This is a genomic window from Weizmannia agrestimuris (genome assembly GCF_943193165.1).
GTDB classification, from domain to species: Bacteria; Bacillota; Bacilli; order Bacillales; family Bacillaceae_C; genus Weizmannia; species Weizmannia faecalis.
This window is the reverse complement of sequence record NZ_CALPDC010000024.1, coordinates 17464-43832: the sequence shown is the minus strand read 5'-3', so window position 1 is coordinate 43832 and position 26369 is coordinate 17464. Positions and strand designations below refer to the sequence as shown.

Genomic DNA, 26369 nt, shown 5'->3' with positions numbered 1-26369 from the left:
CACGGAAGTTAAGCTTTCCAGCGCCGATGGTAGTTGGGGGTTTCCCCCTGCGAGAGTAGGACGTTGCCGGGCCAAATAAAAAAACGTAGACAAATCGTCTGCGTTTTTTTATTTGCTTTTTCTAAATCCGCGAACAAATTTTTCTAACCATCAGCGGATACAGAAAGAGTGCCCATAGGCGTATTTTAAAAAGGCAGGGAATATCCCTGCCTTTTATAACATGGTTACTTTTCTTCCTTCCCCGGTATAATGCAGCTTCCATCTGCACAGGCAACGTCTTCTTCGGTGGACAGGTCTTGCAGCACCGGTGCTGCGGCTTCTTCCTGCCATACTTTCTGAAGGGCGCTTGTAAAGGTTTCGAGCGGCTGGGCGCCGGAGATGGCGTATTTTTGGTTGAGAATAAAAAACGGGACGCCGGTGATGCCGTATTGCTGTGCGATGGCTTCATCTACGCGTACATCATTTAAGTGGGCGTTCGGGTCACGAAGCACTTCCAAAGCTTTTTCCCGGCTGAGGCCTGCAGATTCGGCGATCGTGGCAAGTGTTTCGTGGTCACCGATATACGCTCCTTCTGTAAAATAAGCGTGGAACAGTTTTTCGGCGAGTTCCGCCCCTTTGCCTTCAGCCGCGGCAAATTTTTCAAGGCGGTGTGCATCCAGCGTATTCGTCGGCTTCATGTTGTCAAAATCATAACGAAGCCCAACCGTTGCCGCCTGTTCTCCAATCCCGTGGTTTGCCTGTTTTGCCTCTTCCATGCTGATGCCGTATTTTTCGGCAATCGCTTCATGGATATTTTTGCCAATGCCTTTTTCAGCAGTAGGGTCAAGTTCAAAAGCTTTAAATTCAACTTCCACCTCATCCCGGTGCGGAAATTGTGCCAGCGCCATTTCCAAACGCCGTTTTCCAATATAGCAAAATGGGCAGACAAAGTCAGACCACACTTCAATTTTCATATGAACACCCCATTTCTTCGATTACCCCCTATCGTATCACAAAAAAGTTTTATCATAAAAAATCATGCTTATGGACACGTTTACTTTGCTCCGGCCGTGATATGATGGAAAAGAAGCAAAATGAATGTGTGATGAGGAGGGGGAAAATCATTGCTCCACAATAGTATTGTCATGGTACTGATTATTTTTGTTGTTAATATTATCTATGTATCCTTTTCGACAACGAGGATGATTCTAACGTTAAAGGGATACCGGTATATTGCTGCTTTTGTCAGCATGGTTGAAATTATCGTGTATATCATCGGTCTCGGGCTTGTTCTTGATAATTTGAATAAGATCCAAAACATTATTGCGTATGCGGCCGGTTACGGAATCGGCGTCATGGTGGGGATGAAAATTGAAGAAAAATTGGCGCTCGGCTATATTACGGTCAATGTCATTACAACAGGGGCAAATTTGGATTTGGCAAAAAAATTGCGGGAAAGTGGCTACGGCGTTACTACATGGGATGCGCACGGGCTTGAAGGGGATCGGATTGCCCTTCAGGTTTTGACGCCGAGGAAATATGAACTGAAATTATACCAAGCGATAAAGACGATTGATCCAAAGGCCTTTATCATTGCATACGAGCCGAAAACCATTTACGGCGGTTTTTGGGTAAAAGCGGTGAAGAAAGGAAAATTGAACAAATGAAAAAACAGTTTGAAGTGTTTGAAAATGAGACCATTGCGGACTGTCTGGCAAGAATGGAAAAAGAAGGCTTCCAACCGGTCAGAAGAATCGAAAAGCCGGTGTTCCGGGAAGTCAAGAAAAACGGCAAGAAAGAATATGAGCCGGTCACCAGAAAAATTGTATTTGAAGGAAGAAAATCAAGTTCAGACCCGAACATTCCCGACCTGTAAAACATGAATTATTCGTTGACAGCAACAAGCCTCCCTGTTAAGATAAAAATACAAAGTGAATATGACCCTCATATATAATGGGAATACGGCCCATACGTCTCTACCCGGTTACCGTAAATAATCGGACTATGAGGGAAAGCGGAAGTTGGGAATCACAAGGTTTTCCATGCTTATTTGTGCTGCACCCGGATGGACTGCTTTCTCTCTAAAATAGAGCGGGCAGATCCGTCCGGGTTTTTTTGTACATAAATAGGGGAGGGATGCAGGTGGCAGTTGAAGTTGGCGTCATTATGGGCAGCATTTCAGACTGGGAAACGATGAAACATGCGTGCAGCGTGCTGGATGAATTGGACGTGCCTTATGAGAAAAAAGTTGTCTCTGCACATCGGACGCCGGATCTGATGTTTCAATATGCAGAACAGGCAAGAAGCAGGGGCGTAAAAGTCATCATTGCGGGAGCAGGCGGCGCGGCCCATTTGCCGGGGATGGTCGCAGCAAAAACGACGTTGCCAGTCATCGGCGTGCCGGTCCGGTCGAAAGCGTTGAACGGCCTTGACTCTTTGCTTTCAATCGTGCAAATGCCGGGCGGTGTCCCGGTTGCAACGGTCGCGATCGGAAAAGCGGGCGCAACGAATGCTGGACTGCTTGCCGCCCAAATTTTATCCATAACAAACGAACATATTGCCAAAAGGCTTGAACAAAGGCGGGAAAGACTTTCAAAAACCGTATATGAAAGCAGTGATCAACTTGAACAGGAAAATGATTAAACCGGGGAGTACAATCGGCATCATCGGCGGCGGCCAGCTCGGGAGAATGATGGCCCTTGCCGCAAAAGAGGCGGGTTTCCGGATCATTGTCCTTGATCCTGTGCCGGATTGCCCGTGTGCGCAGGTAGCGGACGGGCAAATCACGGCGCCATATGATGATGAAGCGGCATTGCGGGCGCTCGGGGAACGATGCGATGTGCTCACCTATGAATTTGAAAATATCGATTATAAAACATTGAAAAAGGCCACCGGATTTGCCCATGTGCCACAAGGAGCGGAGCTGATCCGGATCACGCAGAACCGTATTTTTGAAAAAGAAGCAGTTGCAAAAGCAGGCGTCCGGGTTGCGCCGTACCGCGTCGTTGAAAACGCGGCGGATTTGAAAGAAGCTGTTGCAGAAATTGGCTATCCATGTATTTTAAAAACGGCGCGCGGCGGTTATGATGGAAAAGGGCAGATCACGCTCCGGCATGAAGGGGATTTTAATGAAACGGATCCGCTTCTTGCCCACGGCGCATGTGTCCTTGAAAAAATGATTCCATTTACAAAAGAACTTTCTGTCATCATCACCCGGAATGAAGCAGGGGAAACGAGCCTTTTTCCGGTAGTTGAAAATATTCATCACAACCATATTTTGCATCAAACAATCGCGCCGGCACGGGTGGAAAATACGGTGAAAAAAGAGGCGGAGCAACTCGCCCTAAAGGTGGCAGAGCAGCTTCATTTAACCGGTACGCTTGCAGTCGAAATGTTTTTAGAAGCGGACGGTACGCTTTATGTCAATGAACTGGCACCGCGCCCGCATAATTCCGGGCATTACTCGATTGAAGCCTGTTCGATTTCGCAGTTTGGCCAGCATATCCGCGCGATCTGCAACTGGCCGCTCCGCAAAGTGGAACTTTTGAAGCCGGCTGTCATGGTCAATCTGCTCGGCCAGCACGTCGAAAGGGCGCTTACGCAAATTCCTTACCAGCCGGAATGGTCGGTCCATCTTTACGGCAAAAAAGAAGCGAAATTCCAGCGAAAGATGGGCCATGTTACAGTGCTGACAGAGGAAATCGAAGAGACTTTGCTTTCCCTTGAACAATCCGGTGTATGGCAGGATGTACAGAAACGATCGGAGGCAGCAGTGAATGATTGAACGCTATACAAGGCCTGAAATGGGCGCCATCTGGACAGACGAAAATAAATACAAAGCATGGCTTGAAGTGGAAATCCTTGCCTGTGAAGCATGGGCGGAGCTTGGGGAAATCCCGAAAGCAGATGTGCAAAAAATCCGTGAAAATGCCAGATTTGATGTTGAAAGAATTTTAGAAATTGAGCAGGAAACGCGCCACGATGTTGTCGCTTTTACAAGGGCCGTTTCGGAGTCGCTTGGCGAAGAAAGAAAATGGGTGCATTACGGGCTGACGTCCACGGATGTGGTCGATACGGCGCTTTCTTATTTGATCAAACAGGCAAATGAAATCATTGAAAAAGACCTTGAACGTTTTATTGAAATTTTAAAGCAAAAAGCAATTGAACATAAATACACCGTCATGATGGGCCGTACCCACGGCGTCCATGCCGAACCGACCACTTTTGGCCTGAAAATGGCGCTCTGGCACGAAGAAATGAAACGGAATCTCGAACGCTTCAGGCAAGCGGCGGACGGCATCCGTTACGGGAAATTAAGCGGTGCTGTCGGGACCTATGCCAACATCGACCCGTTCGTTGAGCAGTATGTCTGCGGGAAACTCGGCTTAAAGCCGGCGCCAATCTCCACGCAAACGCTGCAGCGCGACCGCCACGCTTATTACATCGCGACCTTGTCTTTGATCGCGACATCGATTGAAAAATTTGCTACGGAAATCAGGGGGCTGCAAAAAAGCGAAACCCGTGAAGTGGAAGAGTTTTTCAGCAAAGGGCAAAAAGGATCGTCCGCGATGCCGCATAAACGCAACCCGATCGGTTCGGAAAATATGACCGGGATGGCGCGGGTGCTGCGCGGCTATATGGTAACGGCGTATGAAAATGTCTCCCTTTGGCATGAGCGCGACATCTCGCATTCTTCCGCGGAACGGATTATTTTGCCGGATGCAACGATTGCTATTAATTATATGCTGAACCGGTTCGGCAATATTGTGAAAAACCTGACCGTCTTCCCGGAAAATATGAAACGGAACATGGACAAAACGCTCGGTCTCATTTATTCACAGCGGGTTTTGCTTGCTTTGATTGATAAAGGCATGTCCCGTGAAGCGGCATACGATACGGTGCAGCCGAAAGCGATGGAGTCGTGGGAGAAACAGGTACCGTTTAAGGAACTGTTGAAAAAAGACCCGGCCATCCAAAGCAGGCTCACGGAAGCGGAACTCGAGGCATGCTTTGACTACTATTATCATTTGAAACATGTCGATACGATTTTTGACCGTCTCGGGCTGAACTGAACCGGGGCGGCCGGGTGAATTCAGCCCGGCTGTCCCGGAAAATAAAAAGCGGCTGCGAAATTTGCAGCAGGCTTAAGGAGGCAGGCGCATGCTTGTATACGAGGGGAAAGCAAAACGGTTGTATGAAACAGAGGATCCGGATGTATTGCGCGTTGAGTATAAAGACTCGGCCACCGCGTTTAATGGCGTGAAAAAAGCGGAGATTGAAGGAAAAGGGCAGCTAAACAATGAGATTTCAAGCCTGATCTTTAAGCGGCTTGCGGAAAAAGGGGTCAAGAGCCATTTTATCCGTAAAATATCGGAACGCGAACAGCTTGTGCGCCGGGTGGAGATCATCTCGCTTGAAGTAGTCGTCCGCAATGTCGTGGCGGGCAGCCTTGCAAAACGCCTCGGACTTGAAGAAGGAACGCCGGTCGGGCAGCCGGTTGTCGAGTTTTATTATAAAAAGGATGAACTCGGCGACCCACTCATTACAGAAGACCATGTACGGCTTTTAGGGATTGCAAGTTCGGAAGATTTGCAGTTTTTAAGAAAACAGGCACTGGCTGTAAATGAGAGCCTAAAGGCGCTGTTTGCAGAAATCGGCGTCCGCCTTGTGGATTTCAAACTCGAGTTCGGACGCGGACGTGACGGGGCGATCCTGTTGGCTGATGAAATTTCCCCGGATACGTGCAGGCTCTGGGACCGGGCAACGAATGAAAAGTTGGATAAAGATGTGTTCCGCCGGGATTTGGGCAGTTTAACGGAAGTTTACCAGGAAATCTTAAATCGCTTGAGAGGAGATATTTCGCATGTATAACATGTATAAAGTGAAAGTCTATGTCACCTTGCGCGAAGGCATCCTTGATCCACAGGGGGTTGCCATCAAACAGTCGCTTGCCCAGCTCGGCTACAGCGAAGTGCAGGACGTGCGGGCCGGAAAATATTTGGAGCTGCTTATAGAAAAAACGGACCGGGACCTGGATGACGTCATCCGGGAAGTGTGCGGGCGGGTGCTTTCAAATCCTGTCATCGAAGACTACCGCTATGAAATTGAGGAGTGTGTTGCGCCGTGAAGTTTGCTGTCATCGTTTTTCCGGGATCCAATTGTGACACCGATATGTTTCATGCGATTCAAGATGCACTTGGTGAAGAAGCGGCATACGTCCGCCATGATGCAGATTGTTTAGATGGATTTGACGGGATCCTCCTGCCGGGCGGTTTTTCGTACGGCGACTATTTGCGGACAGGCGCGATCGCACGCTTTTCGCCGGTTATGCAGGCTGTTGCAAGAGCTGCTGAAGAAGGCAAACCGGTGCTCGGCGTCTGCAACGGGTTTCAAATTTTGCTTGAAGCCGGCCTTTTGCCAGGGGCCATGCTCCGGAACGCAGGCTTGAAATTCGTCTGCAAAACGGTACCGCTTGTGGTCGAAAATGCCGTAACGATGTTTACTTCCCTGTATGAACATGGGGAAACGATCCGGATTCCAGTTGCCCACGGGGAAGGGAACTATACTTGTGATAAAGAAACGCTCGAAAAGCTGAAAGAAAATAGGCAAATTGTGTTCGCGTACGGGGAAAATCCTAACGGGAGTATTGCCAATATTGCGGGAATTATGAACGAACAAGGTAATGTACTCGGGATGATGCCCCATCCGGAACGGGCCGTTGAGACATTACTCGGAAGCACGGACGGCTTGAAGCTGTTCAAATCCATTGTGAAAAACTGGAGGGAATCCCATGCCGTTATTGCTTGAACCAGGACCGGCCGAAATCAAGAGCCAAAAGATTTACCGTGAAATCGGGCTGACAGACGAAGAATTCGCACGGGTCGAAGCGATTCTCGGCCGGACGCCGAATTATACCGAAACAGGGCTGTTTGCCGTCATGTGGTCGGAACATTGCAGCTATAAAAATTCTAAGCCGGTCTTAAAAAAGTTTCCGGTAAAAGGCGAACGCGTTCTCCAGGGGCCCGGGGAAGGCGCCGGCATCATCGATATCGGCGACGGGCTGGCGGTTGTTTTTAAAATTGAAAGCCATAACCACCCGTCTGCGATTGAACCGTACCAGGGCGCGGCAACGGGTGTCGGCGGGATTATCCGCGATGTGTTTTCGATGGGGGCAAGGCCGGTTGCGCTCCTCAATTCGCTCCGTTTCGGCGAACTCGATTCTCCGCGGGTGAAACATCTTTTCAAAGAAGTCGTTGCCGGAATTGCGGGCTACGGCAATTGCATCGGCATTCCGACAGTCGGCGGAGAAGTGGCATTTGACCCGTGTTATGACGGCAATCCGCTCGTCAACGCGATGTGCGTCGGCCTGATCGAACATAAAGACATTCAAAAAGGGCAGGCGCGCGGCATCGGCAACACGGTCATGTATGTCGGCGCAAAAACAGGAAGGGATGGCATCCACGGCGCCACTTTTGCCTCCGGGCAGCTCAGCGAAGATTCGGATGAAAAGCGTCCGGCAGTCCAGGTTGGCGATCCGTTTATGGAAAAACTGCTCCTTGAAGCCTGCCTCGAACTTGTCCGCCATGATGCGCTCGTCGGCATCCAGGATATGGGGGCGGCCGGGCTCATCAGCTCCTCTTCCGAAATGGCCAGCAAGGCGGGCGTCGGGCTTGTGATGAATCTTGACCGCATTCCGCAACGCGAAACCGGGATGACACCATACGAAATGATGCTCTCCGAATCGCAGGAACGGATGCTGATTGTCGTAAAAAAGGGCCGGGAACCGGAAATCATCCGCCTTTTTCAAAAATACGGGCTCGATGCTGTTGCCATCGGAACGGTAACCGATGATAAAAGGTTGAAACTGTACCACCACGGCGAACTTGTCGCAGATGTGCCGGCCGATGCGCTTGCAGAGGATGCGCCCGTCTACCATAAACCGTCCAAAGAGCCGGCTTACTTTGCGGCCTATCAGGTGATGAAACCGCAAATTCCGGCGGTGGAAAATCTTCAGGAAACCTTTTTCCAATTGCTCAAACAGCCAACCATTGCCAGCAAAGAATGGGTGTATGAACAGTACGACTATCAGGTGCGGACGAACACGGTGGTCATGCCGGGATCAGATGCAGCCGTCATCCGGATACGCGGGACAAGAAAAGCGCTCGCGATGACAACGGACTGCAACGCCCGCTACGTCTATTTGGATCCGGAAACGGGCGGGAAAATCGCAGTGGCGGAAGCGGCGCGCAACATTGTCTGTTCCGGGGCCCAGCCGCTTGGCGTGACAGACTGCCTGAACTTCGGCGCACCGGAAAAACCGGAAATTTTCTGGCAACTCGAAAAAGCAGCAGATGGCATGAGCGAAGCGTGCCGCGCGCTTGAAACCCCGGTCATTGGCGGCAATGTCTCACTGTACAATGAAACATGGCAAAAAACGGAAAATGGGGAAGTCTCCGTACAGGCCGTGTATCCGACACCGGTTGTCGGCATGGTTGGGCTTCTCGAAGACATTACTCATGCGACCACGCAGACATTTAAACAGGCTGGTGACCTCATTTATCTAATCGGGGAAGCAAAACCGGAATTCGGTGGCAGCGAACTGCAAAAGCTTACAGACGGCCAAATTTCCGGAAAACCGCCGGCACTCGATTTGGAAACCGAAGCCCGGCGAGAGCACCAACTGCTTGCTGCGATCCAGTCCGGCCTTGTGCAAAGCGCCCATGACGTCTCGGAAGGCGGTTTTGCACCGGCACTCGCCGAATGCCTGTTTGGGACGGAAAATTTGGGGGCCCATGTCGTTTTAAAAGGCAACCCGGTTACGGCGTTATTCAGCGAAACCCAGTCACGATTTATTGTGTCAGTGAAAAAAGAGCACCAGCAGGTTTTTCAAAATTTGGTGAATGAGGCTGTTTGGATAGGCCATGTCACGGATGATAAGCAAATGACCATCAAAGGGGAAAACGGGGAGACGTGGATTCTGGCGGATACAGCGGAATGTGAAACGGCTTGGAAAGGAGCCTTAAGATGCTTGCTGAAATAAAGGGATTAAATGAGGAATGCGGGATTTTCGCGGTATGGGGCCACAAAGATGCAGCGCAACTTGCCTATTACGGGCTCCACAGCCTGCAGCACAGGGGGCAGGAAGGTGCGGGTATCGTAGTCAAACAAAACGGGCGACTCATTGGAAAAAAAGGGGAAGGGCTTGTGACGGAAGTATTTTCAGCCCAGTCTTTTGCCGGGCTTGACGGGGATGCAGCCCTCGGGCATGTCCGCTACGCAACAGCGGGCGGCGGCGGGATTGAAAACGTCCAGCCGCTTCTGTTCCATTCGCAAAACGGCAGCCTTGCGCTTGCGCATAATGGCAATCTCGTCAACGCACATACATTGAAGCACCAGCTTGAAATGCAGGGCAGCATTTTTCAGACGACATCGGATACAGAGGTGCTCGCCCATTTAATGAAAAGAAGCGGCTACCGTACCATGAAAGAACAGATGAAAAGCGCACTCACGATGCTAAAGGGGGCGTATGCATTTGCTGTTATGACTGAAGACGAGTTGCTTGTCGCCCTTGACCCGAACGGTTTGCGCCCACTTTCACTCGGACAAATCGGCGACGCTTATTGCGTTGCTTCTGAAACATGCGCGCTTGACATTGTCGGGGCAGAGTTTATCCGCGACATCCGCCCTGGTGAACTCGTATCGATCAGCAGCCGCGGCATTGAGTCGGAGCAGTATGCGTATGCTGCGAATCCGGCCATTTGCACAATGGAATATGTCTATTTTTCCCGGCCGGACAGCAATATCCACGGTATCAACGTCCATGCCGCACGCAAAAATATGGGGAGAAGGCTTGCGATCCAGGCGGGTATTGACGCGGATGTCGTAACTGGCGTGCCGGATTCAAGCATTTCGGCGGCGATCGGTTATGCAGAACAATCCGGCATCCCCTATGAAATGGGCCTGATCAAAAACCGCTATGTCGGGCGCACGTTCATCCAGCCGTCGCAGTCGCTGCGCGAACAGGGTGTGAAAATGAAACTGTCGCCGGTGCGCGCTATCGTCGAAGGAAAGCGGGTGGTCATGGTCGATGATTCGATCGTGCGCGGAACGACAAGCAAACGGATCGTCACCATGCTCCGCGATGCCGGGGCAACGGAAGTGCATGTATGCATCAGCTCACCGCCAATGAAACATCCGTGTTTTTACGGCATTGACACATCGACGCATGAAGAACTGATCGCAGCCCATCACAGCGTGGAGGAAATCCGCCAGATGATCGGCGCAGACACCCTCACTTTTTTGACGGTTGACAATATGCTCGAAGCAATCGGCAGGCCGGCCATTAATGAAACATGCGGCCAGTGCCTCGCCTGTTTTACCGGCAAGTATCCGACGGAAATTTATCCGGATACGGTGCTGCCGCATGAAAAAGAACTGATTCAAAAATAGCAATTAACGGAGGATTCCTATGGCAAACACATACCGGGATGCAGGCGTCGACATCGAAGCAGGCTATGAAGCGGTCAAACGGATGGGAAAGCATGTGGCGCGAACAAACCGGGCGGGGGCAATCGGTGCACTCGGCGGATTTGGCGGCATGTTTGACTTATCCGCGCTCCATTACCAGAAGCCCGTGCTTGTTTCCGGAACGGACGGCGTCGGCACGAAACTGAAACTTGCCTTTTTAACAAATAAGCATGATACGATCGGCATCGATTGTGTCGCCATGTGTGTCAATGACATCATTGTCCAGGGGGCGGAACCGCTATTTTTCCTTGATTATATCGGTTGCGGCAGCCAGAACCCGGAAACGATTGAGCAAATTGTAAAAGGCGTGGCGGAAGGATGCGTGCAGGCAGGGTGCGCGCTTGTCGGCGGAGAAACGGCAGAAATGCCGGATATGTATGAAGAAGGCGAATACGATCTGGCGGGATTTGCGGTTGGCGCATGTGAAAAAGAGGCGCTTGTCACGGGTAATACCGCACCCGGAGATGTTTTAATCGGCCTTGCCTCAAGTGGCATTCACAGTAACGGCTATTCGCTGATCCGGAAAATTTTTTTCAAAGACCATGCGATGACCGTTGATACGATTTTGCCGGAACTGGGCCGGCCGCTTGGAGAAGTGCTGTTAACCCCGACCAAAATTTACGTCAAACCGGTGCTTTCCGCGCTGAAAAAATTTGAGATTAAAGGAATGGCACATGTGACAGGCGGCGGGTTTTATGAAAATATTCCGCGTATGCACAGAGACGGGCTCGGTGTTGAAATCAGCCTCGGTTCATGGCCGGTCCCACCCGTTTTTTCCGCTGTGGCATCTTACGGAAACGTCAGCCGCGATGAGATGTTTCACGTTTTTAACATGGGCATCGGGTTTGTCCTCGCGGTGAAGGCGGAAGAGGCACAGGCCGCTGTTTCCTTTTTCAACCAGTCCGGGGAACAAGCTTTCATCATCGGCCATGTTACAAATACGGCGGGTGTCCGTTTTGCAGCAGGGAGCAGAGGCAATGCATAAAATGGCTGTTTTCGCATCGGGCAGCGGCACAAACTTCCAGGCGATATGTGATGCAGCCAAAAAAGGGGAACTTGATGCCGCGATTGAACTGTTGGTATGTGACCGTGAAGATGCGTATGTCATCCGCCGGGCAGCACAAGAAAACATCCCGGCGTTTGTGTTCAATCCGAAAACGTACCCAGATAAGCGGGCGTATGAGCAGGAAATTTTGGCGCAGTTACAGGAGAAACAGATTGAATGGATCATTCTGGCCGGCTATATGCGGCTGATCGGGCCGGTGCTCCTGAATCAGTATCCACGGAAAATCATCAATATCCATCCGTCGTTGCTGCCGGCTTTCCCGGGCAAAGATGCGATCGGGCAGGCGCTTGCGGCAGGCGTGAAAATAACGGGTGTAACCGTTCATTACGTCGATGAAGGCATGGATACCGGGCCGATTATTGCACAGGCGGCTGTCCCTGTGCTTGACGGGGACACATACGAAACACTGGCGGCAAGAATTCATCAGACAGAGCATATGCTGTATCCGGATGTGCTCAGGAAGCTAGTGGAAAATCAAACCAACATGGAGGTTTTACCAGAATGAAAAGAGCATTAATCAGTGTATCGGATAAAACAGGGGTAACGGCATTTGCACAAAGTTTGAGCGGGCTCGGCTTTGAAATTCTCTCAACCGGCGGCACGAAAAAAGCGCTGGAAGAAGCCGGCGTGCCTGTTACGGGGGTGGAAGAGGTAACAGGTTTCCCGGAAATTTTGGAAGGCAGGGTAAAAACGCTCCATCCAAATATCCACGGCGGGCTTTTGGCAAAACGGACGCCGGAACATGAACAGCAAATTGCAGCGCACGGGATCAAACCGATTGACCTTGTCTGTGTAAACCTTTATCCGTTCCGAGAGACGATTGCAAAGGCGGATGTCACGGAAGAAGAGGCCATTGAAAATATTGATATCGGCGGACCGTCAATGCTGCGTGCGGCTGCGAAAAATTTCGAATATGTCACCGTTGTTACGGACGCAGGGGACTACGACAAAGTGATTGACGAAATTAAAACGCACGGCGATGTGACGAAAGATACGAAAAAAGCGCTGGCTGCAAAAGTTTTCCGCCATACAGCAGCGTATGACGCCATGATTGCCGGTTATATGACAACGCTTGTTGGCGAAGAGGCCCCGGAGAATGTCACATTTACATATGAGCTCAAGCAAACGCTCCGTTATGGGGAAAACCCGCACCAAAAAGCAAGCTTTTATATCAACCCGCTTGGTTCGCCGTTTTCGATTGCGCACGCAAGGCAGCTGCACGGCAAAGCATTATCGTACAATAATATTCGCGATGCAGATGCCGCCCTGCAGATTGTAAAAGATTTCAAGGAACCGGCAGCTGTAGCCGTAAAGCATATGAATCCGTGCGGCATCGGGGTCGGAGATTCGGCGCTTGAAGCGTATAAAAAAGCGTACGAGGCAGACTCGAAATCGATTTTCGGCGGCATCGTCGCATTCAACCGGCCTGTTGACCCGGAAACGGCCAAGCTGCTACATGAAATTTTTCTCGAGATTGTAATTGCCCCGTCGTTTGTGGACGAAGCGTTTGACATTTTGGCAAGTAAGAAAAATATCCGCCTTTTGACTGTGCCTTTTACGGAAGCGCACAAACCGGAAAAAATCATTACTTCCGTTGAAGGCGGGCTGCTGATCCAGGATCAGGATACCTATACTTTGAATGAAGCCCAAGTGAAAACTGTCACAAAACGTGAGCCGACAGAACAGGAATGGAAGGCTTTGAAACTGGCCTGGAAAGTGGTAAAACATGTGAAATCAAATGCGATTGTGGTGACGGATACTGAAAAAACGCTTGGCATTGGCGCCGGGCAGATGAACCGTGTTGGCGCGGCAGAAATTGCGTTGGCCCAGGCCGGCGAAAAAGCAAAAGGAGCCGCGATGGCATCCGATGCGTTTTTCCCGATGGACGACACTGTCGAAGCAGCTGCCAAAGCTGGCATTACCGCGATCATCCAGCCGGGCGGCTCCATCCGCGACGAAGACTCCATTAAAAAGGCCGATGAATACGGCATCGCCATGGTCTTCACCGGCATCCGCCACTTTAAACACTAACAGAAAAGCGCAGCGTACGGCTTACTTTGGAGGACACAATGACTGCAGGCGAACCGATGCCCGCTTATCAAAAGGAAAAGGCGCAGAAGTACGCAAGCCCGGGAAGCAGAGCCGGGTAAACAGAAAAGCGAAGGCCACTGTCCGGCCAGGACCGGCGAATGTTTCGGCAGGAAATTTGTCCCTGGGTGCCCGTTATATCAGATCATAAAATTAGTCAGAAGACCTTACAAAATGATGGACAAAGAGAGGAGGCCACGTTAAAATGAAAGTACTTGTAATCGGCAGCGGCGGCCGCGAGCATGCCGTCTGCAAAAAAATATCGGAAAGCGCCCGCGTTGATAAAATTTATTGCGCACCGGGAAACGGCGGCATTGCGCAAATCGCCGAAATCGTTCCGATCCATGAAACGGACACGGCTTCTTTGCTTGCTTTTGCAAAAGATAAGGGCATTGAACTAACAGTTGTCGGTCCGGAAGCCCCTTTAAGCGCAGGGATTGTCGACGAATTTCAAAATGCCGGCTTGAAAATATTCGGGCCGACAAAACAAGCGGCTCGGATTGAAAGCAGCAAAGCATTCGCAAAAGAACTGATGCAAAAATACGACATTCCGACTGCGGATTACCGCGTTTTTTCCGACTATTCGGAGGCAGAGAAATATATTGAAGAAAAAGGCGCACCGATCGTCATTAAAGCAGACGGCCTCGCCGCCGGAAAAGGTGTAACTGTTGCGATGACACTGGAAGAAGCAAAGGAAGCGCTCCGTGCTGCTCTGATCGGGAAGAAATTCGGGGAAGCCTCAAACCAAGTGGTTGTAGAAGAATTTTTAAAAGGGGAAGAATTTTCCCTGATGGCGTTTGTCCGGGAAGAAGAAGTGTATCCTATGGTCATCGCGCGCGACCATAAGCGTGCATATGACGGCGACAGCGGCCCGAATACAGGCGGAATGGGCGCCTACTCCCCGGTTCCGCAAATCCCGGATGAAGAAGTGAAAAAGGCAGTGGAACATATTTTGCGCCCGGCAGCCAGAGCGATGAAAGAGGAAGGCTGCCTGTTTACCGGCGTCCTGTATGCCGGCTTGATGTTGACGGAAAAAGGTGTGAAAGTGATTGAATTCAATGCCCGCTTCGGTGACCCGGAAACGGAGGTTGTGCTCGAAAGGCTTGAATCGGATCTGGCACAGATTTTTCTCGATCTGTTGGACGACAAAACCCCTAGCATCAAGTGGCGCAAGGAAGCTGTATTAGGGGTTGTGATTGCGGCAAACGGCTATCCGGATGCGTACGAAAAAGGGATTCCAATTCCGTCGCTTTCAAAATTGCAGTCTTTTGTTTTCCATGCTGGCACGCGCGCGGATGGGGAAAGGCTTGTATCAAACGGTGGAAGGGTTCTTTTCATCGGAAGGAAAGCCGGTACGCTGGAAGAAGCGGGAAAAGCGCTGTATCACGAATTGGAAAGGCTCCGTTTGGATGGTTTTTTTTACCGGAGAGATATCGGCAAAAGAAATCAGGCTTAGCCCTTGAGGCAAAAGGCTGGAAAATCCCGGCCTTTTGCCTGGTATGTTTTTTCTCCAGATGGTAATGTTTCCTATTCCTTATATTACCTTCTCGTTTACACTTCTTCCTGGCCGCCATTCATTTGCCGGTTTTGAATGAGATCCGTCACAGGGCAGTAACGGACAATCCCTTCTCCCACTTTCATGGCACCCATGAGCGCAACACATAAATAGCTGCAGCGCCCCGGTTTTTTCGATAATTTAGCTGTGGCCCATGCAAGCGAAGTGAGCCCGCACGTAATTCGGATTAAGGCATTTAAAATGCCAATATTGGGTGCGATTTTCATGATGAACATCTCCTTTCCCATGTTTTCGAACTTCTTTACTGCTTTAATGGATAAAATATGGTAATATATGAATATATTAGGGTCTCCCTAGGGAGGAATGAGACAATGCTTGACCAACGTTACAGATGGAAAAACAAACAAATCAGGGAACATGTCGCCGTGCTGGACGGCAAGCTTTCGCCAGACATGGTTTTAACAAATGCCCGGTTTCTTCATTCGACGTTAAGAAAATGGGTTACGGGCAATATTTGGATTTATCAGGACCGGATTATATACACCGGGGAAAAACTGCCTGAAAAGACATCCGGATGCGAAATCACCGATTGCTCGGGGCAGTGGCTTGTGCCCGGGTATATTGAACCGCATGTCCATCCGTTTCAACTTTATAATCCCCAAACCTTTGCCCATTATGCAGCGCAAAAAGGGACAACAACATTGATCAACGATAACCTCATGCTCGTTTTATTAACAGACAAAAAGAAAGCGTTTTCTCTAATGCAAAAGCTCCGCCATTCACCGGTTACGATGTATTGGTGGGCCCGGTTCGACGGGCAGACGGAGCTTGTGGACGAAGAAATGGTTTTTTCTCACGAGTGTGTAAAATCGTGGCTCGAGCATGATGCTGTCCTGCAGGGAGGGGAGCTGACCGGCTGGCCGAAACTGGTGGACGGCGACGACTTAATGCTCCATTGGATTCAGGAAGCCAAGCGGATGCGGAAAAAAATTGAAGGCCATTTCCCGGGTGCCTCCGAGAAAACATTGGCAAAAATGATGCTGTTTGGGGCAGACTGTGACCATGAAGCGATGACGGGCAAGGAAGTACTGAACCGGCTGATGCAGGGATACACGGTGTCTTTGCGCCACTCATCCATCCGCCCCGATCTGCCTGTGTTACTGGATGAAATGAAAGCGCTCGGCATTGACCAGTATGATCAAATGTTTTTTACAACCGACGGCAGCTCGCCTGCTTTTTACGAAGAAGGCGTGATCGACAGGATGATTCAAATCGCGATGGAACACGGGGTGCCCCCGGTGGACGCATACTTAATGGCAAGCTACAATGTGGCACGTTACTACAATATCCAGCATTTGCACGGTATCATTGCAACAGGCCGGGTGGCAAGTATCAATTTTTTGGAGAGCGAAACAAATCCGGTGCCTGTTTCGGTTCTGTCGAAAGGAGTTTGGTTGAAAAAAGATGGCAAAGGAATCGAACCGGAAGAACCGGTCGATTGGGCATTGTACGGTCAAGGCCCGCTTGAACTGGATTGGGATCTCGAACCGGACGATTTGCAATTTTCCATGCCATTCGGACTAGAGATGTCCAACAGTGTCATTACAAGGCCGTACTCCATTTCGTATGACGTATCGTATGAAGTGCTTCCGGACAACTATGAAGATAATTTTCTCATGTTAATGGATAAAAAAGGAAAATGGCGGATCAACACACTGGTGAAAGGATTTGCCAAAAATCTGATGGGCCTTGCCTCTTCTTATTCATCAACAGGCGACATTCTTTGCATTGGAAAATCAAAGAGCGATATGCTGCTTGCATTTAAACGGATGAAAGAAATGGGCGGCGGCATCGTGATTGCGGAAAACGGGAAAATCATCCATGAGATTCCGCTCCCGGTCGGCGGCATCATGTCGGATAAAAGCATGGATGAACTGATCGGGGATATGAAAAAATTTTCCAGTATTTTAAGGGACCGCGGCTATGCATATGATGATCCGATGTATTCTTTGCTCTTTTTATGCGCGACCCATTTGCCCTATATCCGGATCACTTCCAAAGGAATGTACGATGTGATGAAGAAAACGATACTCTTTCCAACAATAATGCGTTAAAATAATAAAGTAATGGAAATGGTTAAGCGTGGCGTAAAAAGGGAGATGGTTCGTTTCTAAAAAACCTCTTTCTGTACGGCAGGTTGCGGTTTGCCGTTCGGTGTATTTAAGAAATGTGATTGGAGTTGCAAAAATGGGAAAGAAACGACTGATTGGTCTGATGTTCCTCCTGTTGGTGCTATCGGCATGCGGCCGCCAGCATGGTACAGGCAGTCAGCAGCAGGGAGCCGGAAAATCTGCGGCACACCGGTGGACCGCACCGCTGACAGGGCTTCGGACAACAAACAGGCCAGCAAAACGGGCGGTTGCCGTCATGATCAATAATCATCCGCTTGCACGCCCGCAGTCAGGGTTAAGTTCAGCCGATGTGGTCTATGAAGCCCTGGCAGAAGGGGAAATCACCCGGTTTGTCGCAATTTTTGAGAGCCATATGCCGGCCAAATTCGGGCCTGTCCGGAGCGCCAGACCGTATTTCATCAAGCTGGCAAAGGGATACGATGCTTTATATATTGCCCACGGCTACAGCCCGGGCGCGAAAAAGCTGCTCGATTCGGGCTATGTCGATGAACTGAACGGCATGCAGTATGACGGCACTTTGTTCAAACGGTCGGCGGCCAGAAAAGCGCCCCATAATTCCTATATCACTTATCAAAATATTTTAAAGGGCGCACGGAAAAAAGGCTATGTAATGAACCAGCCTCCGTCTCCTCTTTCTTTTGCCTCTGCCAATGAAGTGAAAAACATTTCGGGCATTTCTGCGGGGAAAGTCAGTATCCGTTATTCAAGCCGGGAAAATTTAAATGCCGTGTACCGGTATAACGCAGAAAAAGGAAAGTATGACCGCTACTCTGGCGGGGTGGAGACGGTGGATGCAAACAACGATCAACCGGTCCTCATCGACAATTTGTTCATTGTTGCTGCTAAACATAAGCTGATTGACAGTCACGGGCGCAAGGATATTGATTTAACATCTGGAGGCAAAGCGTATCTCATCCAAAAGGGAAAGCTCCGGGAAGTCGAATGGGAAAATGACAACGGCAGGATTCTTCCGTATCAAAACGGGGAACCGGTCAAACTGGTGCCGGGAAAAACATGGATCAATATTGTACCAACTTTAAGCAGTGTTACCGTTACAGATTAGGCAGGGGTTCGGGCAGTCCGGCAGAGCCGTGCTGGAAAGCAATAGAGTAAAGGAGAAGAAAAACGTTTATGCAAATAGACAAATTACGCGGAAAAGCGCTGGATCAGCTGTTTGAAGCGATCCTGTCGCTTGAAACGATTGAAGAGTGCTACCGTTTTTTTGACGATTTATGCACCGTCAACGAAATTCAGGCGATGACGCAGCGCCTGGAAGTGGCGAGAATGCTGCGCAACGATAAGACGTACCATGCGATTGAGACGGAAACCGGCGCGAGCACAGCTACTATCTCCCGTGTCAAACGCTGCCTGAATTATGGCAACGATTCCTACCAGATGGTCCTCGACCGGATCGAAAAAAAACAAAGGCAGGAAAACCGTACAGAAGAAGAACCATCAGAATAAAAAGAAAAAGCTCTTCTTTTAAAAGAAGGGCTTTTTTTACGCAGAACAACCGCTTTTCGTGATAGAATCACGGGGCTTGGCGCATCTTGCTAGAAAAGTTGCGCTTTTCATTTTTCCTTCTGCCGGCACCGCTTTTTTTGCATAAGCATACAGGAGAGATTTTCCGGCTTTAATGGGGGGAAAGCGCGGCGTTTCCGGGCAGGCCTGTTATATTTTCCCGTTCCGATGAAAAGCTTTTTTGCCTGTACCTTCAAATGCTATAATGGGCTATGATGGATGAAGAATGGAGGATTTCCGGTTGATGTATGATGTGCGTGAATGGCGGCATGCCTTCAAATTGGATCCGAATAAAGATATTTCGGAAAAAGATTTGGAAAAAGTTTGCGAGTCCGGCACGGATGCAGTGATTATCGGTGGAACGGACGGTGTCACCCTTGATAACACGTTACAGTTAATGTCAAGGGTGAGAAGATACGCCGTGCCGTGCTGCCTCGAAGTATCGGATCCGGACGCAATCGCACCAGCTTATGACCTTTACTTGATTCCGGCGGTTTTAAACAGCAAAAATACAACTTGGATCACCGGTGCCCACCATAAAGCAGTGAAAGCATACGGGGAATGGATGAATTGGAATGAGATCGTCATGGAAGGCTACTGTATTTTAAATCCGGACTGTAAAGCCGCTCAGCTTGCAGAAGCAGCAACCGGCCTTGATGACGACGACGTTCTCGCTTATGCAAGCATGGCGGAGCATATGTTCAAGTTTCCGGTTTTTTATTTGGAATACAGCGGCACTTACGGAGATCCAAAGCTTGTTGAAAAAGTGAAAACAGTACTGGAAGATACCGTTTTGTTTTACGGCGGCGGCATCCGCACTGCGGCACAGGCTGCGGAGATGGCACGGGCTGCAGATGTAGTGGTCGTCGGCAATGTGGTTTATGAAAATATACACGAGGCCGTGAAAACGGTTCGGGTTGTAAAGCAAACAGGTTTGTGATAAAATAGAACAAACATTCTCATTTGGTGGTGAAATCATGCAATTTTTAACCGACCGTATTCTGAACGGGCTGAACCCCGAACAGAAAGAAGCGGTCAAAACAACGGAAGGGCCGCTTTTGATTCTTGCCGGGGCGGGAAGCGGCAAAACGCGGGTGCTGACTCGCCGCGTTGCCTATTTAATGGTGGAAAAAGGCGTGAATCCGTATAATATTTTAGCGATTACGTTTACCAATAAGGCCGCCCGCGAAATGAAAGACAGGATTGCCGGGATCATGGGTGGTGCTGCTGAAGAAGTGTGGATATCCACCTTCCATTCGATGTGCGTGCGCATTTTGCGGAGGGATATCGACAGGATCGGCTTTAACCGCAATTTTTCAATCCTTGACGCGACCGACCAGCTATCGGTCATTAAAAACCTTTTAAAAGAAAAAAATCTGGATCCGAAAAAATTTGATCCACGGGCGATTTTAGGGAAAATCAGCAGCGCGAAAAATGAACTGATTGATTTTGAGCAGTACGCCAAACAAGCGGGCGATTTTTTTGACCAAATTGTCAGTGACGTATACGAGGCTTACCAGCAACGCCTGAAGAAAAACCAGTCGCTTGACTTTGACGATCTGATCATGATGACAATCCAATTGTTCAAGCGCGTCCCGGAAGTCCTCGAATACTACCAAAGAAAATTTCAATACATCCACGTTGATGAGTATCAGGATAGTGCGACACGTTGCTAATTGAAAAGATTAGCCACCAGCGAAAGCTGGGAGAACTGATGATTCGAAGAGTCGAATGAAGGAGTAACGCCCGGAAAGGCTCTCCCTGATCCTCCGAATAGCGTCAAGATAGGTAAGGATCTTGAGGTTATAAGCTCGGTGAAGTCGGCTGAATGCTGCCGTAACAAGTCAAGTTGACGAAAGCTTTCCAGAGGTGGAAGGTGCAGCAAATAAGCCGGGGGTCTATAAAACACTCATGGTGAGAATGTTAGTGAACAACAACTAACTGACGAAAATCCGAATGTACGGTTCTAGAGGTATAGATGCTAGAAATGGCATTGTCACGGTACGTGGCGCTAGTGAGGTGGAGTAAGAATTGTCTTTATGAAACACCTTGACGTGTTACAGGCACGTCCAAGCTAGCAGGACTAGAGGATTCACCTAAAAGTGTATGTACAGATAGAATCATCGGAACGTGGGAAGCTGACAACGCGGAGGACTTACCGGCCAATGAAGCGGTGATAAGGAAAAGCGAAGGCTATAACTTATCTTTATGTCAGTGAAAGTGGTGGCACAGTACCGTTGAGGTGATGGAAACATCATGGAGGGATAGCCACTAGTCAATTTGTTAAAGCAACTACATTTATCGTCTATCAGGTTCGAGTATGACTAAGAGAAACGAAAGCTGCCAGTAACCGGGTGGTGATTAGTTGACTGATAACAACCAAAAGCTAAAGAAAGACGAGAATGCCCTAGATAAAATCAACAAACTTCGCGATTTGGTTGGAAACGATAAAATAGTAGGTATTATAACGCGATAACAAATTGATGGAACGCCGTATGAGGGGAAACTCTCATGTACGGTGTGAATGGGGGGAAAAGCTGGAGATGACTTCAAAGGCTTACCTATCCATATCCAATAAATCCCAGTATACACTTGTGAAATTGTTGGCTTCAAGGTTTCAGAATTTGTGTGTTGTCGGGGATAATGACCAGTCGATTTACCGTTGGCGCGGTGCGGATATTGCCAATATCTTGTCATTTGAAAAAGATTACCCGAACGCGAAAGTCATTTTGCTCGAGCAAAACTACCGCTCGACGAAGAAAATTTTACAGGCGGCCAATAAAGTCATCGAAAACAACGCAAACCGGAAAAAGAAAAATTTATGGACGGAAAACGATGAGGGGCAAAATCTCGTCTATTACCGGGCAGACAGCGAACAGGGGGAAGCGCAGTTTGTTGCCGGAAAAATTAAGGAACTCACTGCATCGGGTAAACGCCGGTACTCCGATATTGCCATTTTGTACCGCACGAACGCCCAGTCCCGTGTCATCGAAGAAGTATTGATGAAATCGAACATTGCCTACAATATCGTCGGCGGCACCCGTTTCTACGACCGGAAAGAAATTAAAGATATTCTCGCGTATTTGCGGGTCATCGCCAATCCGGATGACGACCTCAGCCTGACCCGGATTATCAATGTGCCGAAACGCGGGATCGGTCAGACTTCATTGGATAAGATCGTGCGTTATGCGGCGGACCAGGATGTTTCCTTATTTACGGCACTTCAGGAAATCGATTTTATCGGCCTCAGTCCGAAAATTACCAAAGCCTGCCGAGAATTTTACGAGCTTATCAGCAATTTTACCCGGATGCAGGAATATTTATCCGTTACCGAACTGGTGGAAGAATTGCTGGACAAGTCCGGCTACCGGGATGCGCTGAAACTGGAAAAATCGCTTGAAGCCGAAAGCCGGCTCGAAAATATTGATGAATTTCTTTCAGTTGCCCAGGAATTTGAGAAAGAGAACGATGACAAAAGCCTTGTTGCCTTTTTGACGGATTTGGCGCTTGTCGCGGATATTGACCGGCTTGAAGAAGATGATGCACAAAAAGATGCCGTTGTATTAATGACGTTACATGCCGCCAAAGGGCTTGAATTTCCGGTTGTCTTCCTGATCGGCATGGAAGAGGGCATTTTCCCACACAGCCGTTCCCTCATGGACGAAGCGGAAATGGAAGAGGAAAGGCGGCTCATGTATGTCGGCGTCACGCGGGCACAAGAGGAGCTGTACCTGACCAATGCTGAAGTGCGGACGCTTTACGGGCGCATGAACATCAATCCTGTTTCACGGTTTATCAATGAAATCCCGGAAGAACTGATCGAGGATATTCGCAAGGAGGAAAAAGACCGGCTCGATTTCCGCCAGGTTTCAAGCGGCAATACGAGAAGAAAAGAGAAACGGCCGCCTGTTGTTCCTGCCTGGCAACAAAACAGGGCCGGCAATCCTTCCTGGCAAGTGGGCGATAAAGCCGAACATAAAAAATGGGGGATCGGCACGGTTGTCAGTGTCAAGGGAGAAGGCAAATCAGCTGAACTTGACATTGCATTCCCGAGCCCTGTCGGCATCAAACGGCTTTTAGCCGAGTTTGCGCCGATTACAAAAATAGAATAGAATAAGTCTGGACAACGAAAGGGACACAGGCGGCAAATGCCACTTTTGCCCTGATGGAAAGGATTGTTGCACATGGATAATCACGCGGCAGCCGCCCGGGCAGCCGAACTGCGCAAACTGCTCAACCAGTACAGTTATGAATATTATGTGCTCGACCGCCCGAGCGTTCCGGATGCGGAATACGACAGGCTTTTGCGTGAACTGCAGGAGATTGAAAATGCGCATCCGGAGTTGATCACGCCGGATTCGCCAACGCAAAGGGTCGGAGGAGAACCTTTATCCGGATTTGCCAAAGTGGTCCATGATACACCGATGCTCAGTCTGGCAAATGCCTTTAACGAAGCCGACCTTCGCGATTTTGACCGCAGAGTCCGAGAGACGGCCGGCTATCGATATGAATACGTGTGCGAACTAAAAATTGACGGGCTGGCGATTTCGCTTAAATATGAGAATGGATTATTCGTCCAAGGGTCCACAAGAGGGGACGGGACGATCGGTGAAGACATCACGGCCAACCTCAGAACCGTCCGCTCGATACCACTCAGGTTGAATGAACCGGTTACCATCGAGGCGCGCGGGGAATGTTTTATGCCGAAAAAGTCTTTCGAGGCATTGAACCGTATTAAAGAAGAAAACGGGGAAGAACCGTTTGCCAATCCGCGCAATGCGGCAGCCGGCTCGCTTCGCCAGCTCGATCCGAAAATTGCGGCATCGCGGAACCTTGATACGTTTATGTATGCAATCGGTGATACAACCGGGCTCGATATTTCCGCCCATAGCGAAGGGCTTGCGTATTTGAAAAGGCTCGGCCTTAAGGTCAATAAAGAAACAAGAATATGCCGGGATATCGGGGAAGTGCTTAAATTTATCGCGGAATGGACGGAAAAACGGCCGGCCCTTCCGTATGAAATTGACGGCATTGTAATCAAGGTAAATGACTATGCCCAGGAAGCCGCCCTTGGCACAACGGTGAAAAGTCCGCGCTGGGCTATTGCCTATAAATTTCCTGCTGAAGAAGTCGTCACTAAACTGACCGGTATTGAAGTAAAAGTCGGCCGTACCGGGGTCGTCACACCAACTGCGATACTAAATCCGGTAAGGGTGGCCGGAACAACCGTCCAGCGGGCCACACTCCACAATGAAGATTTGATCCGTGAAAAAGATATCCGGATTGGGGACTATGTGGTGGTGAAAAAAGCGGGTGACATTATTCCCGAAGTGGTCCGCCCGATTCCCGAACGGAGGACAGGCGAAGAGCAGGCATTTTCCATGCCGTCCCACTGCCCGGACTGCGGCAGCGAGCTTGTCCGCCTTGAGGATGAAGTGGCGCTCCGCTGTATTAACCCGAACTGCCCGGCGCAGATCCGCGAAGGGCTGATCCATTTCGTATCAAGGAATGCGATGAATATTGAAGGGCTGGGGGAAAAGGTCATCAGCCAGCTGTTCGCGCATGAATTGATCCACAATGTTGCGGATATTTACCGACTGAAAAAAGAAGAACTGTTACAATTAGAAAGAATGGGGGAAAAATCGGTTTCCAATTTGCTTGCCGCAATTGAAGCCTCAAAAAAGAATTCGCTGGAAAAATTGCTGTTCGGCCTCGGCATCCGCCATGTCGGCGCCAAAGCTGCGAAAATTTTAGCAGCGCATTTTGAAACAATGGAACGGCTGTCGAAAGCAACGCGTGAAGAACTGGAGGCCATACCCGATATTGGCGAAAAGATGGCGGATTCCATTGCTGCGTATTTTGAAAATGAAGAAGCGCTTGGCCTGGTCCGGGAATTGGCTGCACTCGGGGTCAACATGGTTTATAAAGGCCCCAAACGTGCGGAAAAGCGCAATGCAGATTCGCCTTTTGCCGGAAAGACGGTCGTTTTAACCGGAAAACTGGTGAACATGACCCGCAACGAAGCAAAAGAAAAACTGGAGGCGCTCGGGGCAAATGTGACCGGCAGCGTGAGCAAAAATACCGACCTTGTCATCGCCGGGGAAGATGCGGGCACAAAGCTGACCAAAGCGGAACAGCTCGGCATTGAAGTATGGGATGAAGCAGCGTTTTTGGAACGGCTCCATTCATAAATGCAAGGGAAAGCGAGAAATCAAAAAGGTGGAAAGGCAGTATGAAAAAATGGTACCCCCTCATCATATCGATGGTTTTACTGGCAGGCTGTTCACCGGGTTTCGGCTCGGATAACAAAGTGGTCCAGAAAAGCAACAATAAAAAAGAAACATCCGTTGTTTCGAGTTACCAAATTTCCGACCAGTATTATAAAAATATTTACCCCTATAAAACGAGCAAATCGCGGGGGCTCGTTGTCAGCAACTTAAATACTTCATATGATATCGAGGAATTTGAAACCGGCCTGATGCGGGTTGCGCAGAGAAACTACCCGCCGGATGACTATCTTTTTCAGGAAGGCCAGTATCTGACTTCCGACACCATAACAAAATGGCTGAACCGGAAATATACGGTAGACCAGTTGAAAAAGAAAGGCCTGAAAGAACAGGACAATGTCGGGCTGAATCCGGTGAATGATGAAAAAGGATCGGCAAAGCAGCAAAACGAGAAAAACCCGATTTATTTGGCGCAAATTCTCGAACAGGATTATTTAACAAAAGACAGCAAAGGGAACGTCAAACTGTCCGGCGTTGCCATCGGGCTTGCCCTGAACTCGGTTTATTACTATCAGACGGAAAAGTACGGTTCCACGTATGACGTCAATATTTCCCAAAAAACGCTGGACGAAAAAGGGAAGCAGATTGCATCGGAAGTCGTCCAGCGCCTGCGCAAGATGGATGGATTGAAAAATGTCCCGATTACGATCGGGCTGTACAAACAGCAGAGCAAGGATTCCGTTATTCCCGGAAATTACTTTGCTTACGCTACCGTTCCGGCAAACAGCACATCTGCAGACGATTGGAAAAACATCAATGAAAAATATTATTTGTTCCCGTCCGACGATGCGGAAAAAGCCCATCGTGATGATGAGAAAACATTTGAGAATTTTAAAACGGACATTGAAGACTTTTTCCCGAATTACACCGGGTGTATTGGCAGGGCAAGATACAGCGACGGGCAGCTTGCTGATTTAAGCATCGACATTCCGATCCAGTTTTATGGCCAGGCGGAAGTCATTGCCTTTACGCAATATGTCGCCGGCTTGGTGGTCAAAACCTTCCCGGATTATGTCAATTTACAAGTGAGCATCACGGCTAACAATGAAGCAAAAGCGCTCATTGTAAGAGAATCAAAAGCAAAAGACCCGACCGTCCACATTTATAACTGAAAAAAGAGCAGATACATGAAAATTGTATCTGCTCTTTTTTTAGTATGTCACATTTCAAAAAAGGAAAACATTTTTTAAGTT

Annotated in this window: 22 protein-coding genes, 1 rRNA gene, 2 pseudogenes and 1 riboswitch; of the genes and pseudogenes, 23 read left to right on the top strand and 2 right to left on the bottom strand. The window is 49.3% G+C overall.

The features are described 5' to 3' along the window. A 5S ribosomal RNA gene (gene rrf, locus NFR98_RS15895) occupies window positions 1–72 on the top strand; the annotation flags it as partial. A gap of 152 nt (window positions 73–224) precedes the next feature. On the opposite strand, the gene NFR98_RS10165 is transcribed toward rrf, so the two are convergent. Beyond that, window positions 225–953 carry a DsbA family oxidoreductase gene (locus tag NFR98_RS10165; RefSeq protein WP_017550736.1) on the bottom strand — a complete coding sequence of 243 codons (729 nt, stop codon included), beginning with the start codon at window positions 951–953 and terminating at the stop codon, window positions 225–227. A gap of 150 nt (window positions 954–1103) precedes the next feature. Between NFR98_RS10165 and NFR98_RS10160 the strand changes: the two genes are divergently transcribed. From NFR98_RS10160 to purD, 14 genes are all read left to right on the top strand, one after another. After that, entirely contained in the window at window positions 1104–1646 is a 543-nt protein-coding gene (locus NFR98_RS10160) for a DUF2179 domain-containing protein (RefSeq protein ID WP_017550737.1), read from the top strand. Continuing rightward, window positions 1643–1855 (top strand): NETI motif-containing protein, encoded by a 213-nt coding sequence (locus NFR98_RS10155; RefSeq protein ID WP_017550738.1) that lies wholly within the window; start codon window positions 1643–1645, stop codon window positions 1853–1855. Before NFR98_RS10160 ends, NFR98_RS10155 begins: the two co-directional genes overlap by 4 nt. A gap of 48 nt (window positions 1856–1903) precedes the next feature. Further along, window positions 1904–2004, top strand: a riboswitch (purine riboswitch). Window positions 2005–2145: 141 nt separating this feature from the next. After that, window positions 2146–2622 (top strand): 5-(carboxyamino)imidazole ribonucleotide mutase, encoded by a 477-nt coding sequence (purE, locus tag NFR98_RS10150; RefSeq protein WP_429895601.1) that lies wholly within the window; start codon window positions 2146–2148, stop codon window positions 2620–2622. Beyond that, window positions 2603–3763 carry a 5-(carboxyamino)imidazole ribonucleotide synthase gene (purK, locus tag NFR98_RS10145; protein WP_017550740.1) on the top strand — a complete coding sequence of 387 codons (1161 nt, stop codon included), beginning with the start codon at window positions 2603–2605 and terminating at the stop codon, window positions 3761–3763. Before purE ends, purK begins: the two co-directional genes overlap by 20 nt. Next, a complete protein-coding gene (gene purB / locus NFR98_RS10140) occupies window positions 3756–5051 on the top strand; it encodes an adenylosuccinate lyase (protein WP_017550741.1) in 1296 nt (431 codons plus the stop codon). The genes purK and purB overlap by 8 nt, the downstream gene beginning before the upstream one ends. Before the next feature lie 88 nt (window positions 5052–5139). Beyond that, a complete protein-coding gene (purC, locus tag NFR98_RS10135) occupies window positions 5140–5850 on the top strand; it encodes a phosphoribosylaminoimidazolesuccinocarboxamide synthase (RefSeq protein WP_251460054.1) in 711 nt (236 codons plus the stop codon). A 1-nt stretch (window position 5851) separates the two neighbouring features. Then, window positions 5852–6106 carry a phosphoribosylformylglycinamidine synthase subunit PurS gene (gene purS / locus NFR98_RS10130; protein ID WP_013860601.1) on the top strand — a complete coding sequence of 85 codons (255 nt, stop codon included), beginning with the start codon at window positions 5852–5854 and terminating at the stop codon, window positions 6104–6106. Continuing rightward, complete coding sequence (purQ, locus tag NFR98_RS10125; protein WP_110134243.1) at window positions 6103–6786, top strand: phosphoribosylformylglycinamidine synthase subunit PurQ; 684 nt, start codon at window positions 6103–6105, stop codon at window positions 6784–6786. The genes purS and purQ overlap by 4 nt, the downstream gene beginning before the upstream one ends. Continuing rightward, on the top strand, window positions 6770–9019 hold the full coding sequence (gene purL / locus NFR98_RS10120) for a phosphoribosylformylglycinamidine synthase subunit PurL (protein WP_110134242.1): 2250 nt from the start codon (window positions 6770–6772) through the stop codon (window positions 9017–9019). Before purQ ends, purL begins: the two co-directional genes overlap by 17 nt. Next, a complete protein-coding gene (purF, locus tag NFR98_RS10115) occupies window positions 9004–10428 on the top strand; it encodes an amidophosphoribosyltransferase (protein ID WP_017550745.1) in 1425 nt (474 codons plus the stop codon). Before purL ends, purF begins: the two co-directional genes overlap by 16 nt. 19 nt (window positions 10429–10447) lie before the next feature. Then, the gene (gene purM, locus NFR98_RS10110; protein ID WP_061086438.1) at window positions 10448–11491 is read left to right on the top strand and encodes a phosphoribosylformylglycinamidine cyclo-ligase; all 1044 of its coding nucleotides are present in this window, start codon (window positions 10448–10450) and stop codon (window positions 11489–11491) included. After that, window positions 11484–12077, top strand: a complete 594-nt coding sequence (gene purN, locus NFR98_RS10105; RefSeq protein WP_061086439.1) for a phosphoribosylglycinamide formyltransferase — start codon at window positions 11484–11486, stop codon at window positions 12075–12077. Before purM ends, purN begins: the two co-directional genes overlap by 8 nt. Beyond that, window positions 12074–13603 carry a bifunctional phosphoribosylaminoimidazolecarboxamide formyltransferase/IMP cyclohydrolase gene (gene purH / locus NFR98_RS10100; protein WP_061086440.1) on the top strand — a complete coding sequence of 510 codons (1530 nt, stop codon included), beginning with the start codon at window positions 12074–12076 and terminating at the stop codon, window positions 13601–13603. Before purN ends, purH begins: the two co-directional genes overlap by 4 nt. Before the next feature lie 262 nt (window positions 13604–13865). Further along, the gene (gene purD / locus NFR98_RS10095; protein WP_026684448.1) at window positions 13866–15116 is read left to right on the top strand and encodes a phosphoribosylamine--glycine ligase; all 1251 of its coding nucleotides are present in this window, start codon (window positions 13866–13868) and stop codon (window positions 15114–15116) included. Between the two features lie 95 nt (window positions 15117–15211). Here the strand turns inward: purD and NFR98_RS10090 are convergent, their stop codons facing one another. Next, entirely contained in the window at window positions 15212–15442 is a 231-nt protein-coding gene (locus NFR98_RS10090; protein ID WP_014096909.1) for a YgaP family membrane protein, read from the bottom strand. Window positions 15443–15547: 105 nt separating this feature from the next. Between NFR98_RS10090 and NFR98_RS10085 the strand changes: the two genes are divergently transcribed. From NFR98_RS10085 to NFR98_RS10050, 8 genes and pseudogenes are all read left to right on the top strand, one after another. Continuing rightward, window positions 15548–17290 carry an adenine deaminase C-terminal domain-containing protein gene (locus tag NFR98_RS10085; RefSeq protein WP_017550750.1) on the top strand — a complete coding sequence of 581 codons (1743 nt, stop codon included), beginning with the start codon at window positions 15548–15550 and terminating at the stop codon, window positions 17288–17290. Between the two features lie 133 nt (window positions 17291–17423). Further along, window positions 17424–18431, top strand: coding sequence for a DUF3048 domain-containing protein (locus NFR98_RS10080; protein WP_014096911.1), 1008 nt, complete (start codon window positions 17424–17426; stop codon window positions 18429–18431). Window positions 18432–18499: 68 nt separating this feature from the next. After that, on the top strand, window positions 18500–18832 hold the full coding sequence (locus tag NFR98_RS10075) for a YerC/YecD family TrpR-related protein (RefSeq protein WP_014096912.1): 333 nt from the start codon (window positions 18500–18502) through the stop codon (window positions 18830–18832). Between the two features lie 301 nt (window positions 18833–19133). Further along, window positions 19134–19829, top strand: a complete 696-nt coding sequence (gene pcrB, locus NFR98_RS10070; RefSeq protein ID WP_014096913.1) for a heptaprenylglyceryl phosphate synthase — start codon at window positions 19134–19136, stop codon at window positions 19827–19829. 37 nt (window positions 19830–19866) lie between these two features. Further along, window positions 19867–20550 (top strand): annotated as a pseudogene (locus NFR98_RS10065) (UvrD-helicase domain-containing protein); the annotation flags it as partial. 909 nt (window positions 20551–21459) lie between these two features. After that, window positions 21460–23001 (top strand): annotated as a pseudogene (locus NFR98_RS10060) (3'-5' exonuclease); the annotation flags it as partial. Between the two features lie 72 nt (window positions 23002–23073). Beyond that, a complete protein-coding gene (gene ligA, locus NFR98_RS10055) occupies window positions 23074–25080 on the top strand; it encodes an NAD-dependent DNA ligase LigA (protein WP_014096916.1) in 2007 nt (668 codons plus the stop codon). A gap of 41 nt (window positions 25081–25121) precedes the next feature. Continuing rightward, window positions 25122–26288, top strand: coding sequence for a CamS family sex pheromone protein (locus tag NFR98_RS10050; protein WP_014096917.1), 1167 nt, complete (start codon window positions 25122–25124; stop codon window positions 26286–26288). The last annotated feature ends 81 nt before the right edge of the window (window positions 26289–26369 follow it).

Coding starts and splice junctions, on each gene's coding strand:
- purD (WP_026684448.1), top strand. CDS start 13,866: ATGAAAGTACTTGTAATCGGCAGCGGCGGCCGCGAGCATGCCGTCTGC.
- NFR98_RS10080 (WP_014096911.1), top strand. CDS start 17,424: ATGGGAAAGAAACGACTGATTGGTCTGATGTTCCTCCTGTTGGTGCTA.
- NFR98_RS10165 (WP_017550736.1), bottom strand. CDS start 953: ATGAAAATTGAAGTGTGGTCTGACTTTGTCTGCCCATTTTGCTATATT.
- purB (WP_017550741.1), top strand. CDS start 3,756: ATGATTGAACGCTATACAAGGCCTGAAATGGGCGCCATCTGGACAGAC.
- NFR98_RS10050 (WP_014096917.1), top strand. CDS start 25,122: ATGAAAAAATGGTACCCCCTCATCATATCGATGGTTTTACTGGCAGGC.
- NFR98_RS10090 (WP_014096909.1), bottom strand. CDS start 15,442: ATGAAAATCGCACCCAATATTGGCATTTTAAATGCCTTAATCCGAATT.
- purN (WP_061086439.1), top strand. CDS start 11,484: ATGCATAAAATGGCTGTTTTCGCATCGGGCAGCGGCACAAACTTCCAG.
- ligA (WP_014096916.1), top strand. CDS start 23,074: ATGGATAATCACGCGGCAGCCGCCCGGGCAGCCGAACTGCGCAAACTG.
- purC (WP_251460054.1), top strand. CDS start 5,140: ATGCTTGTATACGAGGGGAAAGCAAAACGGTTGTATGAAACAGAGGAT.
- NFR98_RS10075 (WP_014096912.1), top strand. CDS start 18,500: ATGCAAATAGACAAATTACGCGGAAAAGCGCTGGATCAGCTGTTTGAA.
- NFR98_RS10085 (WP_017550750.1), top strand. CDS start 15,548: ATGCTTGACCAACGTTACAGATGGAAAAACAAACAAATCAGGGAACAT.
- pcrB (WP_014096913.1), top strand. CDS start 19,134: ATGTATGATGTGCGTGAATGGCGGCATGCCTTCAAATTGGATCCGAAT.
- purH (WP_061086440.1), top strand. CDS start 12,074: ATGAAAAGAGCATTAATCAGTGTATCGGATAAAACAGGGGTAACGGCA.
- purS (WP_013860601.1), top strand. CDS start 5,852: ATGTATAAAGTGAAAGTCTATGTCACCTTGCGCGAAGGCATCCTTGAT.
- purL (WP_110134242.1), top strand. CDS start 6,770: ATGCCGTTATTGCTTGAACCAGGACCGGCCGAAATCAAGAGCCAAAAG.
- NFR98_RS10155 (WP_017550738.1), top strand. CDS start 1,643: ATGAAAAAACAGTTTGAAGTGTTTGAAAATGAGACCATTGCGGACTGT.
- purF (WP_017550745.1), top strand. CDS start 9,004: ATGCTTGCTGAAATAAAGGGATTAAATGAGGAATGCGGGATTTTCGCG.
- purM (WP_061086438.1), top strand. CDS start 10,448: ATGGCAAACACATACCGGGATGCAGGCGTCGACATCGAAGCAGGCTAT.
- purE (WP_429895601.1), top strand. CDS start 2,146: ATGGGCAGCATTTCAGACTGGGAAACGATGAAACATGCGTGCAGCGTG.